This window comes from Paracoccus sp. MC1854 (genome assembly GCF_014164635.1).
Taxonomy (GTDB): domain Bacteria; phylum Pseudomonadota; class Alphaproteobacteria; order Rhodobacterales; family Rhodobacteraceae; genus Paracoccus.
The window spans coordinates 151,188-165,117 of sequence record NZ_JACJFU010000003.1 but is presented as its reverse complement, the minus strand read 5'-3'; the positions used below and the strand labels follow the sequence as shown (position 1 = coordinate 165,117).

Sequence of the window (13,930 nt, the reverse complement as noted above, 5' to 3'; positions counted from 1 at the left end):
CTTTGGGGCAACGCGGAGGGCATGTCGATGACGGCACCAGAGGTTGCGGGCATCCTGCTGGCGGCCGGCCACGGCCGCCGCTTTGGCGCGGGCAACAAGCTGCTGGCCGACTGGCATGGCGCCCCCGTGGTGGTTCATGCAGCCGATGCGCTGCGACGGATCGGCGCGGCGCAGTTGATCGCCGTCCTGCGCGACCGGCGGGTGGCGGCGCTGCTGCCGGGGTTCCGCATCGTCATGGCCGACAGTGCCGAAAGCATGTCCGACAGCCTGCGGCTCGGCCTCGCCGCCGCGTGCGCCGACAAGGCGCTGGTCGTCCTGGGCGACATGCCCGCGGTGCCATCTGCCCATCTCGCCGCGCTGATCCGTGCCTGCACCCCGGACCTTGCGGCGGCCAGCGCCTATGTCGCGCCCGACGGGCCTCGTGCCGGAGTTCCCGCCTGCCTGCCCCGCGCCATGTTCGCAGCCGCAGCGGAAATTCAGGGCGACCGGGGCGCACGCCACCTGCTGACGGGCGCGAGGCTGATCCCCCTGCCGCCCGGCGCCGCCCATGACATCGACCGCCCAGAGGATCTGGCTCGGCCGCACGGCCATTGACGCCCGCCCGCCCGCGGGCGTAAGTGCCGCTCGTCCGAGTTCCGGCCCCGCCGGATTCAAAGGGAACACGGGACGGCCTTCGGGCCGAGGCCGTGGCTGCCCCCGCAACTGTGCGCGGAGAGCGGCGCCGAACTGCCACTGGGGACATCCCCCGGGAAGGCCGGCGTCTGCTGTGACCCGCAAGCCAGGAGACCTGCTCGGCGACACCCTTTCGATGGTGCGGGGTGCGCCAGCGAAGCGGCTTGTCCCGCAGCGGTGATTGCCACTGTCCGCGGGGTCGATCCGTCCCCCGGACCCACGCCAATCCTGCGGGCCCATGCGCCCGCGACCACGGGGACCGACCATGTCCGACACCATCCGCACCCTTCGCCTGACCGCCGCGCCGCTTGCGTTGGTCCTTGCCCTTCCGGCCTTTGCGCAGGACTCGCTGACGCTCGACCCGGTAATCCTGTCCGGCGGCTTCTCGCCCGTCGAGGCCGCCGCCTATGGCCGCGCCGCCACCGTGCTTGACGCCGAGGACCTGCGCCGGCGCGGCGTCTCGACCGTGCAGGACGCCCTGCGCGGCTTGCCGGGCGTGTCGGTCAACAGCACCGGCGCCGCGCTGACCTCGGTCCGCATCCGGGGCGGCGAGGGGCGGCACACGCTGATCCTGATCGACGGCGTCAGCGCGGCCGCGGGCGACCAGCCCTATTACCTCAGCGGCCTCGACATCGGGGATGTCGAGCGCATCGAGGTCCTTCGCGGCCCGCAGTCGGTCTATTACGGCTCCTCCGCCGCCTCGGGCGTCATCAACATCATCACCCGCAAGGCCAGCGAAACCGGCGGCCATGCGCGGGTCGAGCTTGGCAACGGCGCGGCGGCGGGCTTGGGGCAAAGCATCGTCACCGACCGCTGGCGGCTGCAGGGCGACTGGTCCTGGCGCGACGACCGGGGCCATGACGTTTCGGGCGGCGATGGCGATCGCGATGGCCTTCGCCGGGGCACGCTGAGCCTTTCGGGCGAGTGGCAGGCGACCGGAACGCTGAGCCTCGGCTTTTCCGCGCGCCGCGCTGATGAACGTTACGACTACGACGACACCGACTTTCTGGCCTCCCGCGTGGAAGATTACGTGGTGGACAGCGACGCCGATGCGGAGCGCGACGAGCGCCTCGGCACCGTCTGGGGCAGCCTCGATACGCTGGACGGCCGCCTGAACCATCGCCTGTCATGGGAGGACACGCGCCTCCGGCTTGACCAGAGCGACGGGACCGAGACGCGGGCACGCCGGCGGGCGCTGAAATACCGTGCGACACTGGGGCTGGACGGCGCGGTGGACACGGCGGAGCAGACGCTGGCCTTCGCGCTGGACCGGATCAGCGACAACGCCTCGGGCGTGGCCGAGAACCGGCGCGACACGACCTCGGGGGCATTGGAATATCGGGGCGCCTTTGCCAACGGTGTCGATGTGCAGCTTGGCTTGCGGCATGACGACAGTTCGGATTTCGAATCCAAGACGACCTGGAACGCAGGCCTGTCCTGGCGGATCGAGGGCACGCCCTGGCGGCTGCATGCCTCGGCCGGGACGGGGCTGCTGCATCCGCAATATTACCAGATCCTCGGCGGCTTCGGCAGCATCGGCAACCCGAACCTCAAGCCCGAGGAGAACCGCAGCATCGATCTCGGCGTGGAATACAGCCTGCCGGACGGGCGCGGCGTGATCGACGTGACCTGGTTCCGCGAGAAGCTGCAGGACGAGATCACCTACAGCTTCCTGCCGCTGCCCGACGGCACCAACTATTACAACGAAACGGGCGAAAGTCGGCGCGAGGGGATCGAAGTGGCAATCCGCCAGGACGTGACCGACGCGCTGACGCTGGGCGCGGCCTATACCTACCTCGACGCGGAAAGCCCGAACAGCGCAATAGAGACCCGGCGGCCCCGGCATGAGCTTGCGCTGAACGCAAGCCTGCAGACATTCGGCGGGCGCGGCTGGGTGGCGGCCGACCTGCGCCATGTCCGCGACATGGCCGACACCCTGCCCTTCGGCAGCTTCGAGACGCGCGAACTGCCCGATTTCACCACGGTCAACCTTGCCGCCAGCTACGACATGACCGAAACCGCGCGGCTGTCGGCCCGCATCACCAACCTGTTCGACAAGGATTACCAGGAATCCTGGGGCTATGCCGCGCCCGGCCGCGCCGGATGGCTGGGGATCGAGACGCGATGGTGAGGCGCCCGGCCCTTGCGGCGGCGCTGGCCGTGCTGCTGGCGCTGCCCGCAGGGGCCGAGCTGCCCGCCCGCGTCGTCTCGATGAACCTCTGCACCGATCAGTTGTCGATGGCGCTGGCCGCGCCGGGGCAGGTGATCTCGGTGTCCCACGTCGCCCGCGACCCGCGCGCCTCGGCGATGGCCGACGAGGCGATGCACTATCCCGTGAACCGGGGCCGGGCCGAAGAGATCTACCTGCTCAAGCCCGATCTGGTGCTGGCGGGAAACTTCGGCGGACCGGCGGTGGCCATGCTGCACCGGCTGGGCGTGCCGGTGGTCGAGGTCGCGCCGCCGACCTCTCTGGTCGAGGCGCGGGATGCGATTGCCCAGGTCGGGGCCGCGCTGGGCCGCGACAAGGCGGCAGCGGCGATGATCGCGGATTTCGACCGGGACGTGGCCGAGCTTTCCCGCGAGGCCGGACCCGACGCGCCCACGGCGGCGACCTGGGGCGCGAACGGCTATTCCGTCGGCGGCGACACGCTGGCCGGTGACATCATGCGCAAGGCGGGCTTTGCGCTGGTGGCGGACGGGCTGGGCATGGAAAGTTCCGGCTTCATCACGCTTGAGCAACTGGTCATGGCCGACCCCGACCTGATCGTGACCGGCACCCCCTATCCCGCCGCCTCGCGGGCGGAAGAGGTGCTGGACCATCCCGCGCTGGACAATCTGAGCGGCCATGTCCTGCGGGTTCCCGACGCGCTGTGGACCTGCGCCCTGCCCCGCTCGCTGGAAGCCTTGGCGATGCTGTCGGCCGAAGTCGAGGCGCTGCGGTGAGCCGCGACGTGCGGCTTCTCGGCGGCCTTGCCGCGCTGGTCGCGGGGCTGGCGCTTCTGTCGCTGCTGACCGGCCCGGCAGGCGCCGGCCCCCGCGCAAGTCTTTCCGCGCTGTGGACCGGAGAGGGACCCTTGGGCATCGTCCTGCGGGAAATCCGCGCGCCCCGCACCCTGCTGGGCATCATGGTCGGCGTCAGCCTCGGCCTGTCGGGCGCGGCGCTGCAGGGCTATCTGCGGAACCCGCTGGCCGAGCCGGGGCTGATCGGCATTTCCACCTCGGCCGCGCTGGGGGCGGTGATCGCCATTCAGGCAGGTGTCTCGGTGCTGGGCCTTGGCGTCCCCCTCGCAGCGCTGGCCGGCGCGCTGGGGGGCGTGGCGCTGATCCTCGGCCTTGCGGGCCGCAGCGGAGGGATCGCGGGCGGGGGCCTCGGACTGATCCTCGGCGGCATCGCCGTTTCGGCGCTGGCGGGGGCGCTGACGGCGCTGGTGCTGAACCTCTCGGCCAATCCCTTCGCCGCCTATGACATCATGTTCTGGACGATGGGCTCGCTGGCCGACCGAAGTTGGGGGCATGTGCTGACAGCGGCGCCGCTGATGGTGCTGGGCTGGGCCGCGCTGATCCGCACCGGGCGCGATCTGGATGCGCTGTCGCTGGGCCAGGAAGCCGCAGCCTCGATGGGCGTCGACCTGTCGCGGCTGCGGCTGACAGTGGTGCTGGGCGCGGCGGCTGCGGTGGGGGCCGCGACGGCGGTGGCGGGCGCCATCGGCTTCGTCGGGCTGGTGGTGCCGCATCTGCTGCGCGGCGCGGTGGGCGCGATGCCGTCGCGCCTGCTGCCCGCATCCGCGCTGGGGGGCGCGGCGCTGGTGCTGGCGGCGGATGTGGCGGTGCGGCTGATCCTGCCCGAACGCGACCTCAAGCTGGGGGTGATGATGGCGCTGGTGGGTGCCCCGGTCTTCCTGCACCTCATCTGGCGCACGCAGGCCGGCCGATGAGCCTGACCCTGCACAACCTGACCGTTGCGCCCGAGGGCCGGGCGCTTCTGGAGCGCGTCAGCCTGACCGTGCCGGCGGGCAGCTTCGTCGGTCTGATCGGCCCCAACGGCGCCGGCAAGACAACGCTCATGCGGGCGGCGCTGGGGCTGATCTCCGCCGAGGGTCAATCCGACCTCGCCGCCCTGCCACCCGCCCGCCGCGCCCGCCGCGCCGCCTGGCTGCCGCAGGTACGCGAGATCGCGTGGCCCATCCCCGTCGAGGCGCTGGTGCGCCTCGGCCGCCGCGCCGATCCCGACCGCCGTGCGGACGGACCCGCCGTGGCCGAGGCGATGGCCGCATTGGACGTCACCCACCTGGCGCAGCGCCGCGCGACCGAGCTTTCGGGGGGGGAACTTGCCCGCGCCCTGATCGCCCGCCTGCTCGCGCAGCGCACGCCGCTGATTCTCGCGGATGAGCCGGTCGCGGGCCTCGACCCCGCGCACCAGTTCGCCGTAATGGAATTGTTCGCCAGCCTCGCCCGGCAGGGCCGCACCGTGATCGCCTCGATCCACGACCTGGCACTGGCTGCGCGCTATTGCCAGCGGCTGGTGCTGATGGACGCAGGCCGCATCGTCGCCGATGGCACGCCCACCGAGGTCCTGTCGCCTGCGCGGTTGACCGCCGCCTTCGGCGTCTCGGGCGCCTTCGTGCCGACGCCTTCGGGGCCGGTCTTCGTCACCCTGCCGCCACCCCCAGGGTCCGCCGCGCCCGCGCCACCAGAGCCGTGAGATCCTGAAAGCTCTGGTCCCCGAACAGCGCCTCGTCGCCCGCGATCAAGGTGGGCGTGCCCAGCAGGCTCATGTGCTCGGCCAGCATGAAGGAGCGGGCGATGTGATCCTCGACCCGATCGGAATACATATCCTCGCGCAGCTTCGCCTCGTCCAGCCCCAGACGGCGGACAACCCGCATCACCGACGGCTCGGCCGCGCGGTCGCGCATTCCCATCAGGCTGGTGTGAAGCTGCCAGTATTTCCCCTGATCCAGCGAAGCCAACGAGGCGCGCGCCGCGAAATCCGAGCCCTCGCCGAAGATCGGCCATTCGCGGAACACAACCCGCAACTGCGGATCGGAACCGATAAGCCGCTGCATCCCGGGGACGATCTTCTTGCAGAAGGGACAGTTGTAATCGAAGAACTCGGTCAGCGTGATGTTGCCCTGCGGGTTGCCCAGCACGATGCCGTTGCGGTCGCGCTCCAGCGCCTCGCGCAGCTCCTCGGGCATCGGGTTCGGCCGGTCGCCCTGACCCAAGGCGGGCGAAGCCACTGCTGCGGCAAGAAGGGCGAGCGTTGCGCGGCGACTGGGCATGGGCGTCCTTTCCGTGGTCCGTCGCCACGGTAGGAACGTTGGGTGACACAGGGAAATCACGAAGCCTCCAGTCCCGGGGGGCTGCCCCGGAGGACAGATGCCGCGCAGATCCGCCCCGTCGATCCGAGAACCCGAGGCGGTGCCCGCCTGCCCCCTCTGCCTGCGCCCGATCCCGCCCGGCGTGCCACAGAGCCGCCATCACCTGATCCCGAAGCTGCGCGGCGGCAAGGGCGGCGAGACGGTGCTGCTGCACCAGGTCTGCCATTCCACGACCCATCGCACCCTGAGCGAGACGGAACTGGCCCGCAACTACGCGACGGTGGAGGCCCTGCGCGCCCATACGGAACTGCGGCGGTTCTTCGACTGGGTGGCGAAGCGCCCGCCGGGGTGGAAGGGGAAGGTGCGGTGAACGTTTGGAGATCGAGTGATTCGGGTGCATGATCGACCCTCTCTCCTGCCGGAAAGGAACCGCCATGCCCCGCCTGACGATCTTCAGCCTCGCCTCGGCCTGCGTCCTCGCCGCCTCGCCGGTCCTGGCCCAATCCGCCGCAACCACGACGCCCACGCCCCAGCCGGTGGTCACGACCCCGGATCAGGGGGCGACTCCTGCCAGGCCATCCGGGCGGACCGGGTGCGGGTCGAAGGCACGGCAGGTCATGTCGTGATGTGAGCGCCACGCCGGTGATCCGACGAAGCGTTTGCATCTAAGATCGCGCGTGCAAAGCGCGCACCTTATGCTTGTTAGATGCAACCAACGCGAATCTGCGCGCCAGCTAAGGCGTCGCGGGGCTAGTAGGGGTTGCGGCGGCTTTTCGACTGATTAGAGAAGTGGCCGGTGTAAGGAGCAGAAGGAGCAGAAGGAGCAGTAAAAAGTAGTGCGCCTAAATCTATGCACTCGGCATTGCGGCAGCGGCAGCACGTAACTCTTAGCTTGCCTCTAACCAAAAAAATGTACAAGACTTCTAGGAAGCTAGAAGCCTTCGATTTCTAATGGCTTGCAAACGGCGTTCAAGCTTCTCTTGCAAGTCAACTCCTGTAGTCCATCGTATTGCATGCAAATCCTGCACATCAAAGTGAGGTCAGGTGCCCTCACGGCAAGTAAGGATTATCTGCCTATTAAGGCCCAACGCATACCCCGTCTCAAAGTAAACATTCGGTCGATCATTTGTTATATCGCATAGAATTATTGATGAATTTCTTATCAGACGGAATATTTCCTGTGAGATGGATTCGCTATCTTCTTTCTCATCTACTCGCTTGACAGCAAAGTCGAACTTGGCGCCTGTCGGGACTATTACTGTCTTGAATATGGAGTTCAACTCCGGATCACCAAGAGCCATAACCACGAATATCTGATCTTCTAACGGGATTCGGCGTACGACTTCATTGATCCCATCGACAATCTCGTCTTCGATTATGACTTCCGCTTTCCCTGTAAGGAGCGCGTGGAGCGGATGCTTGTCTACGCAGACAGGAATCACAAATGAACGACGGCGTTCTCGCTCGATTGCGAGGATGGAAAAAAGCTCTCTTTGCAGCCAAGGGTCTTCGGCGTACTCCTTCGACCAAACGACAATGACCATCTCGAATTTTTGAAGTTCATTTTCTATGAACCCATCTAGGTCAGGACGTCCATGACTCATGATCCTGAGATCATACGCATTGGCATCAATATTACTGCCATTGCATTGCGCCACAATGCGCCGGCCGACTTCCTTGCCATCTCCCGCATAGCTTACGAAAATCTTCATTTTCGAACCCCGCTATTTATCTGAGTACCAGGAATACTCCTGCGCGGCTACCGCGTAAACTTCTTGTACTTCACCCGCTTCGGCTCGATTGAATCCGGCCCCAGCCGCCGCACCTTGTCCTCTTCATAAGCCTCGAAGTTCCCCTCGAACCACTCGACATGCGCGTCGCCTTCAAACGCAAGGATATGCGTGCAGAGGCGGTCGAGGAAGAAGCGGTCGTGCGAGATGATGACGGCGCAGCCGGCGAAATCCTCGAGCGCCGCTTCCAGCGCCTGCAGGGTTTCCACGTCAAGATCGTTCGTCGGCTCGTCCAGCAGCAGGACGTTGCCGCCGGATTTCAGCAGCTTCGCCATGTGGACGCGGTTGCGTTCGCCGCCCGAAAGCAGGCCCACCTTCTTCTGTTGGTCGCCGCCCTTGAAGTTGAACGCGCTGGCATAGGCGCGCGAGTTCATCTGCGCGTCGCCCAGGTCGATCTGCTCGGCGCCGCCCGAGATCTCCTCCCACACAGTCTTGTTGGGGTCCAGCGCGTCGCGCGATTGGTCCACATAGGACAGCGCAACGGTGTCGCCGAAGATGATCTCGCCCCCATCGGGCTTTTCCTGACCGGTCAGCATCCGGAACAGGGTGGATTTCCCCGCGCCGTTGGGGCCAATCACGCCGACGATCCCCCCGGGTGGCAAGCTGAAATCCAGACCCTCGATCAGCAGCTTGTCACCGAAGGCCTTGGTCAGCCCGGCGACCTCGATCACCTTGCTGCCTAGGCGGGGGCCGTTCGGGACGATGATCTGGGCATTGCCCACCTTCTCGCGCTCGGATTTGGACGCCATTTCGTTATAGGCGTTGATCCGCGCCTTCTGCTTGGCCTGCCGGGCCTTGGCGCCTGCGCGAATCCATTCCAGCTCGCGTTCCAGCGATTTCTGCTTGGCCTTGTCCTCGCGGGCTTCCTGCGCCAGCCGCTTGGCTTTCTGTTCCAGCCAGGCAGAATAATTGCCCTCGTAGGGAATCCCCCGGCCGCGGTCCAGTTCCAGAATCCAACTGGTGATATCGTCCAGGAAATAGCGGTCGTGCGTCACGATCAGGATCGTGCCGGGATATTCGATCAGGTGCTTCTGCAGCCAGGCAATGGTTTCGGCGTCCAGATGGTTGGTCGGTTCATCCAGCAGCAGCATGTCGGGCGCTTCAAGCAGCAGCTTGCACAGCGCCACGCGGCGGCGTTCGCCGCCTGACAGCGTGTCCACGTCGGCGTCGTCGGGCGGGCAGCGCAGGGCCTCCATCGCGACATCCACCTGAGAATCCAGATCCCACAGGTTCTCGGCGTCGATCTCGTCCTGCAGCTTCGCCATCTCCTCGGCGGTTTCGTCCGAGTAGTTCATCGCAAGCTCGTTATAGCGGTCGAGCTTGGCCTGCTTGGCCTTGACGCCCTCCATCACGTTCCCGCGCACGTTCAGGGCGGGATCAAGCTGCGGCTCTTGCGGCAGGTAGCCCACGGTCGCGCCCTTGGCGGCCCAGGCCTCGCCGGAGAAGTCCTTGTCGATGCCGGCCATGATCCGCAGCAGGGTCGATTTCCCCGCGCCGTTGACGCCGACGACGCCGATCTTGACGCCGGGTAGGAAGTTCAGGCGGATGTTTTCAAAGGTCTTCTTTCCGCCGGGATAGGTCTTGGACAGGCCGTCCATGTGATAAACATACTGATACGAGGCCATGAGCCGCTCCTGTTCGCTTGTTGCGGGCTATCTAGGCCACCGGCGGGGCGAATGTAAGCGGCGCCACGCGGGCGCCGCCTTGGGATCACTGGGTCAGGTCGCGGTCGAGGAAGGCGCGGATCTGCTCGCCCGCCTGGGCGATGTTCACCACGCCGTCCAGGTGGCCGCGGGTGCCTTCCAGTTCGACCACCTCGACGGGGGTGCCGTCGGACTTGATGATCGCGGCGGTCTCGCGCACCGCATTGCCGGGGAAGACGAGATCCTCGTCGGTGTGGATCAGCATCACCGGCACGTCGATGGCCTTGAGGCCGTCATAGACGCTTTCGCCCTCTGCCCCGCCGGCGACGAAAAGCTGGTTCGCACGGATCAGATAAAGCAGGTGGTTCGCGTCAGACGTCGCCGCCCGTGCCGCGCCGCCGTCGTTCAGCGTCTTGACCACGGCGAACTCGTTTTCCATCGCGGCGGCGGGATCGGCCCCTTCCTCGGCCCAGTCGCGGCCGAAGGTGCCGTTGGTCCATTCGGCCGAGTTCGCGTGCAGCGTCACGATCTTCAGCGCCTGCGCCAGCCCCGCGTCGGGCGGCGTGCCCTCGTAATAGTCGCCGCCGTGCCAGTTGGGATCCAACCGCACCGGCGCACCCCAGATGTCCAGCCATGCGATCAGGTCCGCATCGGCCCAGCCCGAGGCGATCACGGGGATCACCCGCGTCAGCTTGTCGGGATGCCGCGCCGCCCAGTCATAGGCCTGCAACCCGCCCATGGATGGACCCATGACGGCATGCCACCGCTCGATCCCCAACTGCTGCATCAGCCCGTGCTGGGTTTCCACGAAATCGCCGATGGTCAGGATCGGGAAGTCCATGCCCCATGGCTCGCCCGTGGCCGGGTTCACGGTCGCGGGGCCGGTGGTGATGACGGTGGGGCTTTTCGCGGCTAGGTTCACCGGCGTATCGGCAGAGACGACGAAATACCTGTCCGTGTCGATGGGCTTTCCGGGCCCGATGATCGCGTCCCAATAGCCGGGCGCCGCGTCATCTTCCGCGTATTTCCCGGCGGCGTGAGAGTTGCCGGAAAAGAAATGCGTGATCAGGATCGCGTTGTCCTTCGCTTCGTTCAGCGTGCCATAGGTTTCATAGCCCAGCGTCATCTCGGGGATCGTCTCGCCGCCGAGCGTCCGAAAATCCGTCAGCGTGAAGCTTTTCTTCTCTACGATCTCGTCCAGCGCGAAAGCGGGCGCGGCCAGCAGCAGCCCGCCCATCAGGGCGGCCAGGCAGTGTCGTGTCATGGGGTCTCCTCTCCCTCGTCCTTGCGGCGAGTAGAGCCGAAGCCCGAAAACCTGTCCACCGCTTCAGCGGATCAGGGCCGAGAACTCCTTGCCGAAGGTTTTCTCGATAAAGGCGAACTGCGGCTCAAGCCGTTCGCGGATCTTCGCGCGGGCCTCGGCCGGGAACGAAAGCTCGCCGTTGGCGGCGAAGACCTTGGCCCCGAGATCGCGATAGCCGAAGGGGTCAAGGCCGCAGAAGCCCTCGATCCGCCGCATGAAGCCCTCGGGGTCCCTGGCGATCTGGCCGAAGGGCAGGATCAGCAGCCGGTCCTGCGGCAGCCGCGAGGTCCAGCGCGGCACATAGGTCGCGTAATCGCCGCGGTCATACAGCACCGGGTCGTCGATCTCGGCCAGCCATGCCTCGACGCCCTTGGGGTGCTTCTTCTTGCGCGTGAGGTTCATCTTCAACTGGCTGATCGCGCGATCGACCGGGTGGCGGATGATGTAGATGAAGCGGCCCTTCGGCAGGAAATCGGCGACGAAATCGACCCCCTCCTCGGGCAGCGTCGAATATTCGGGGGTGATGTCGCAGGGGATCGTGCCCTCGGGCGCGGGGGCGAAGACCTGCTTGTACCAGCGGTTGGTGAACATCTCGCCCGTGGTGATCCGCTTGAGCCAGGCGTCGAGTTCGGGCGGCATCTCCTGCCCCTTGCCGGCATAGCGCTTTTCCTGGTTCTGGCGGGCGCGCCTGAAATGCCAGGGCAGCCATTGCCGGTGTTCCGGCACGAAGCGGTGGTTGAAGAACTGCGCTTCCTTGAAGGGCGGCAGCCAGACCTGCGGATGCTGGGCGATCATCTGCCCCAGCCAGGTGGTGCCGGCCTTCTGCGCCCCGATACCGACGATCTGCGGCTTTTTCGGGGCGCCCTCGGGGTCCCATTTCGGCAGAACAGTCACGGCGCAGCTTCACCACGTTCAGGGTCCGCCCGGCCCCGGCCTTCGGCGCGGTCGCGCCCGATCCGGCCACCGCGACAAAACCCCCGGCGCAGACGGTTTCACCCGTCTTTCGCCCATATCCCGCAGCCGGTCAAACCGATAGCCCGAGGGTCCGTCCCTATGGCCGGCCCCAGAGGTCGTAATCCGAGGCCTCGTCCACCGTGACCGTCAGGGTGTCGCCGGGTGAAAGCGCCTCGAAGCCCTCGTCGATGAACAGGTTGCCGTCGATTTCCGGCGCGTCGGCCATGGTGCGGCAGGTGGCTCCGCCCTCGTCCACGCTGTCCACGATGACCTGCTGGCGCGTGCCGACCCTGGCGGCCAGCTTCGCTGCGGAAATCGCCTGCGCCTTCTGCATGAAGCGGTCCCAGCGGTCCTGCTTGACCTCGGGGGCCACATGGTCGGGCAGGTCGTTGGCCCGCGCGCCACGCACGTTCTCATACTGGAAGCAGCCGACGCGATCCAGTTGCGCCTCGTCCAGCCAGTCGAGCAGATGCTGGAACTCGGCCTCGGTCTCTCCCGGATAGCCGACGATGAAGGTGGACCGCAGCGTGATCCCCGGAGCGGCGGCGCGCCAGGCAGCGATCTCGTCCAGCGTCTTGGCGGACGCGGCAGGCCGGGCCATGCGGCGCAGCACGTCCGGGTGTGCGTGCTGGAAGGGGATGTCCAGATAGGGCAGCACCCCCGCGCCCCTGGCCGCCGTCTCGGCCATCAGCGGGATCAGGTTGCGGACATGGGGATAGGGATAAACGTAATGCAGCCGCACCCATGCGCCCAGAGAACCCAGATCACGGGCAAGGTCGGTGATATGGGCGCGGTGGCCTCGCTCCTCGGCGTGACGCAGGTCCACACCGTAAGCCGAGGTGTCCTGCGAGATCACCAGCAGCTCGCGCACGCCGCTGGCGACCAGCTTTTCCGCCTCGCGCATCACGGCATGGGCCGGGCGGCTGACCAGTTTACCGCGCATGTCGGGAATGATGCAGAACTTGCAGGCGTGATTGCAGCCCTCGGAAATCTTCAGATAGGCATAGTGGCGGGGCGTCAGCCGCACCTCGGACGCCGGCAGCAGGTCGATGAACGGGTCCGGCGCGGGCGCCACGGCCAGATGGACTGCGTCCAGCACCTGCTCGTATTGATGCGGTCCCGTCACCGCCAGCACGCGGGGGTGGACGCCGGTGATGTATTCCGGTTCCGCCCCGAGGCAGCCGGTCACGATAACCCGGCCGTTTTCCGACAGCGCCTCGCCAATGGCCTCAAGGCTTTCCGCCTTGGCGCTGTCCAGAAAGCCGCAGGTGTTCACGATCACGGCATCCGCGCCCTGATAGGCGGGGCTGATCGCATAACCCTCGGCCCGCAGCCGGGTCAGGATGCGTTCGCTGTCCACCAGCGCCTTGGGGCAGCCGAGGCTGACCATGCCGATGGTGGGCTGCCCCGCGCGCCCCGCAGCCGCGCGGGCGGGCGCATCGTCGAGGCGAAGGGCGGGGGCGAGGTCTGGGCGAAGGCTGGGAGGGTTCAGGCTCATGCGCCGCCATATAGCGACGGACAGGCCGAACGCAAAGCGCCACGACGCGGCGTTGTCGCGGATGGTGCCTGCGGGGCGCGCAGCCTGCGGGGCGTCTATGTGCGAGGCACAAGGTCGCGGCAGCGCCGGACGGCGGGCAGGATGCGGGGCTACGCGGCCCGCCCGCCGCTGGCGCGGTCGTGATCCACGAGCCTGGCCCCAGCAACATCCCGTGGATTTTCATTTCCGCCGCCGCTGGGCATGATGCTGCCATGCAGATCATCCCTCGCCATTTCCGCCGTGCCGCTGTCCTCGCGCTGTTCGCCCTGCCTGCCTGCGCCGCGCAACCGCCCGCCGCCACCGTCGCCACCGTCGCGACCGCGTCCCAGCCGCTGCAGGTCGCCGCCACGACGGAACCCGTCGTCATCCACAACAACCGGGGCGGCAATGTCCTGCAGATGATCGCCCGGCGAAACGAGCTGGAGGCCTCGGGCCGCCCGGTCCGCATCACCGGCCTCTGCAACTCGGCCTGCACGATGCTGATCACGCTGCCGAATGCCTGCCTTGCGCCGGATGCCTCGGTCGGCTTCCACGCGCCGCGCCTGCCGGGGACGCAGATCATCCCGCCCATCGTGGACCAGTTGATGGCGATGCACTACCGCAATGGCATCCTTGAACGCTGGGACAGCGAATGGCGCCATTCGCTGAAGATCCAGAGCATCAGCGCCCGCGAATATGTCCGGCTCGACCCCCAGACCCGGCTTTGCCGGTAA

General features: G+C 67.0%; 14 protein-coding genes and 1 riboswitch. Of the genes, 8 read left to right on the top strand and 6 right to left on the bottom strand.

All coding sequences use genetic code 11. From position 1 onward, the window contains the following. Nucleotides 1-21 precede the first annotated feature (21 nt). The 5 genes from H5395_RS04110 (at nt 22) to H5395_RS04090 (ending at nt 5,374) form a co-directional block, all read left to right on the top strand. Nucleotides 22-594 (top strand): NTP transferase domain-containing protein, encoded by a 573-nt coding sequence (locus H5395_RS04110; protein WP_182791246.1) that lies wholly within the window; start codon nt 22-24, stop codon nt 592-594. 19 nt (nt 595-613) lie between these two features. Continuing rightward, nucleotides 614-810, top strand: a riboswitch (cobalamin riboswitch). A 127-nt stretch (nt 811-937) separates the two neighbouring features. Further along, complete coding sequence (locus tag H5395_RS04105; protein ID WP_182791245.1) at nt 938-2,803, top strand: TonB-dependent siderophore receptor; 1,866 nt, start codon at nt 938-940, stop codon at nt 2,801-2,803. Next, nucleotides 2,797-3,615 carry an ABC transporter substrate-binding protein gene (locus tag H5395_RS04100; protein ID WP_182791244.1) on the top strand — a complete coding sequence of 273 codons (819 nt, stop codon included), beginning with the start codon at nt 2,797-2,799 and terminating at the stop codon, nt 3,613-3,615. Before H5395_RS04105 ends, H5395_RS04100 begins: the two co-directional genes overlap by 7 nt. Then, nucleotides 3,612-4,607 carry an iron ABC transporter permease gene (locus tag H5395_RS04095; RefSeq protein ID WP_234450885.1) on the top strand — a complete coding sequence of 332 codons (996 nt, stop codon included), beginning with the start codon at nt 3,612-3,614 and terminating at the stop codon, nt 4,605-4,607. Before H5395_RS04100 ends, H5395_RS04095 begins: the two co-directional genes overlap by 4 nt. Then, complete coding sequence (locus H5395_RS04090) at nt 4,604-5,374, top strand: ABC transporter ATP-binding protein (RefSeq protein ID WP_182791243.1); 771 nt, start codon at nt 4,604-4,606, stop codon at nt 5,372-5,374. Before H5395_RS04095 ends, H5395_RS04090 begins: the two co-directional genes overlap by 4 nt. Here H5395_RS04090 and H5395_RS04085 read toward each other — a convergent pair. Further along, nucleotides 5,322-5,951 (bottom strand): DsbA family protein, encoded by a 630-nt coding sequence (locus H5395_RS04085; protein WP_182791242.1) that lies wholly within the window; start codon nt 5,949-5,951, stop codon nt 5,322-5,324. The two genes, H5395_RS04090 and H5395_RS04085, sit on opposite strands and share 53 nt — an antisense overlap. A 97-nt stretch (nt 5,952-6,048) precedes the next feature. On the opposite strand from H5395_RS04085, the gene H5395_RS04080 reads away from it, so the two are divergent. Beyond that, complete coding sequence (locus tag H5395_RS04080; protein WP_182791241.1) at nt 6,049-6,360, top strand: HNH endonuclease; 312 nt, start codon at nt 6,049-6,051, stop codon at nt 6,358-6,360. A gap of 64 nt (nt 6,361-6,424) precedes the next feature. Further along, nucleotides 6,425-6,616: a hypothetical protein gene (locus H5395_RS04075; RefSeq protein WP_182791240.1), complete on the top strand. Its 192-nt coding sequence runs from the start codon at nt 6,425-6,427 to the stop codon at nt 6,614-6,616. A gap of 414 nt (nt 6,617-7,030) precedes the next feature. Here H5395_RS04075 and H5395_RS04070 read toward each other — a convergent pair whose 3' ends face one another. From H5395_RS04070 to rimO, 5 genes are all read right to left on the bottom strand, one after another. Next, nucleotides 7,031-7,702 (bottom strand): toll/interleukin-1 receptor domain-containing protein, encoded by a 672-nt coding sequence (locus H5395_RS04070; RefSeq protein WP_182791239.1) that lies wholly within the window; start codon nt 7,700-7,702, stop codon nt 7,031-7,033. A 47-nt stretch (nt 7,703-7,749) separates the two neighbouring features. Continuing rightward, nucleotides 7,750-9,405 carry an energy-dependent translational throttle protein EttA gene (ettA, locus tag H5395_RS04065; RefSeq protein ID WP_182791238.1) on the bottom strand — a complete coding sequence of 552 codons (1,656 nt, stop codon included), beginning with the start codon at nt 9,403-9,405 and terminating at the stop codon, nt 7,750-7,752. A gap of 85 nt (nt 9,406-9,490) precedes the next feature. Beyond that, nucleotides 9,491-10,687 (bottom strand): homoserine O-acetyltransferase, encoded by a 1,197-nt coding sequence (locus H5395_RS04060; protein WP_182791237.1) that lies wholly within the window; start codon nt 10,685-10,687, stop codon nt 9,491-9,493. A 63-nt stretch (nt 10,688-10,750) separates the two neighbouring features. Further along, the gene (locus H5395_RS04055; RefSeq protein ID WP_370576369.1) at nt 10,751-11,620 is read right to left on the bottom strand and encodes a sulfotransferase; all 870 of its coding nucleotides are present in this window, start codon (nt 11,618-11,620) and stop codon (nt 10,751-10,753) included. 157 nt (nt 11,621-11,777) lie between these two features. Next, complete coding sequence (gene rimO, locus H5395_RS04050; protein ID WP_182791236.1) at nt 11,778-13,178, bottom strand: 30S ribosomal protein S12 methylthiotransferase RimO; 1,401 nt, start codon at nt 13,176-13,178, stop codon at nt 11,778-11,780. A 251-nt stretch (nt 13,179-13,429) separates the two neighbouring features. Here rimO and H5395_RS04045 point away from each other — a divergent pair, with 251 nt between their 5' ends. Then, nucleotides 13,430-13,930, top strand: coding sequence for a hypothetical protein (locus H5395_RS04045; protein WP_182791235.1), 501 nt, complete (start codon nt 13,430-13,432; stop codon nt 13,928-13,930).

Excerpts from the sequence above, each read along its gene's own strand:
- H5395_RS04110 (WP_182791246.1), top strand. The coding sequence starts at position 22 with ATGTCGATGACGGCACCAGAGGTTGCGGGCATCCTGCTGGCGGCCGGC.
- H5395_RS04105 (WP_182791245.1), top strand. The coding sequence starts at position 938 with ATGTCCGACACCATCCGCACCCTTCGCCTGACCGCCGCGCCGCTTGCG.
- H5395_RS04100 (WP_182791244.1), top strand. The coding sequence starts at position 2,797 with ATGGTGAGGCGCCCGGCCCTTGCGGCGGCGCTGGCCGTGCTGCTGGCG.
- H5395_RS04090 (WP_182791243.1), top strand. The coding sequence starts at position 4,604 with ATGAGCCTGACCCTGCACAACCTGACCGTTGCGCCCGAGGGCCGGGCG.
- H5395_RS04085 (WP_182791242.1), bottom strand. The coding sequence starts at position 5,951 with ATGCCCAGTCGCCGCGCAACGCTCGCCCTTCTTGCCGCAGCAGTGGCT.
- H5395_RS04080 (WP_182791241.1), top strand. The coding sequence starts at position 6,049 with ATGCCGCGCAGATCCGCCCCGTCGATCCGAGAACCCGAGGCGGTGCCC.
- H5395_RS04075 (WP_182791240.1), top strand. The coding sequence starts at position 6,425 with ATGCCCCGCCTGACGATCTTCAGCCTCGCCTCGGCCTGCGTCCTCGCC.
- H5395_RS04070 (WP_182791239.1), bottom strand. The coding sequence starts at position 7,702 with ATGAAGATTTTCGTAAGCTATGCGGGAGATGGCAAGGAAGTCGGCCGG.
- ettA (WP_182791238.1), bottom strand. The coding sequence starts at position 9,405 with ATGGCCTCGTATCAGTATGTTTATCACATGGACGGCCTGTCCAAGACC.
- H5395_RS04060 (WP_182791237.1), bottom strand. The coding sequence starts at position 10,687 with ATGACACGACACTGCCTGGCCGCCCTGATGGGCGGGCTGCTGCTGGCC.
- rimO (WP_182791236.1), bottom strand. The coding sequence starts at position 13,178 with ATGAGCCTGAACCCTCCCAGCCTTCGCCCAGACCTCGCCCCCGCCCTT.
- H5395_RS04045 (WP_182791235.1), top strand. The coding sequence starts at position 13,430 with ATGCAGATCATCCCTCGCCATTTCCGCCGTGCCGCTGTCCTCGCGCTG.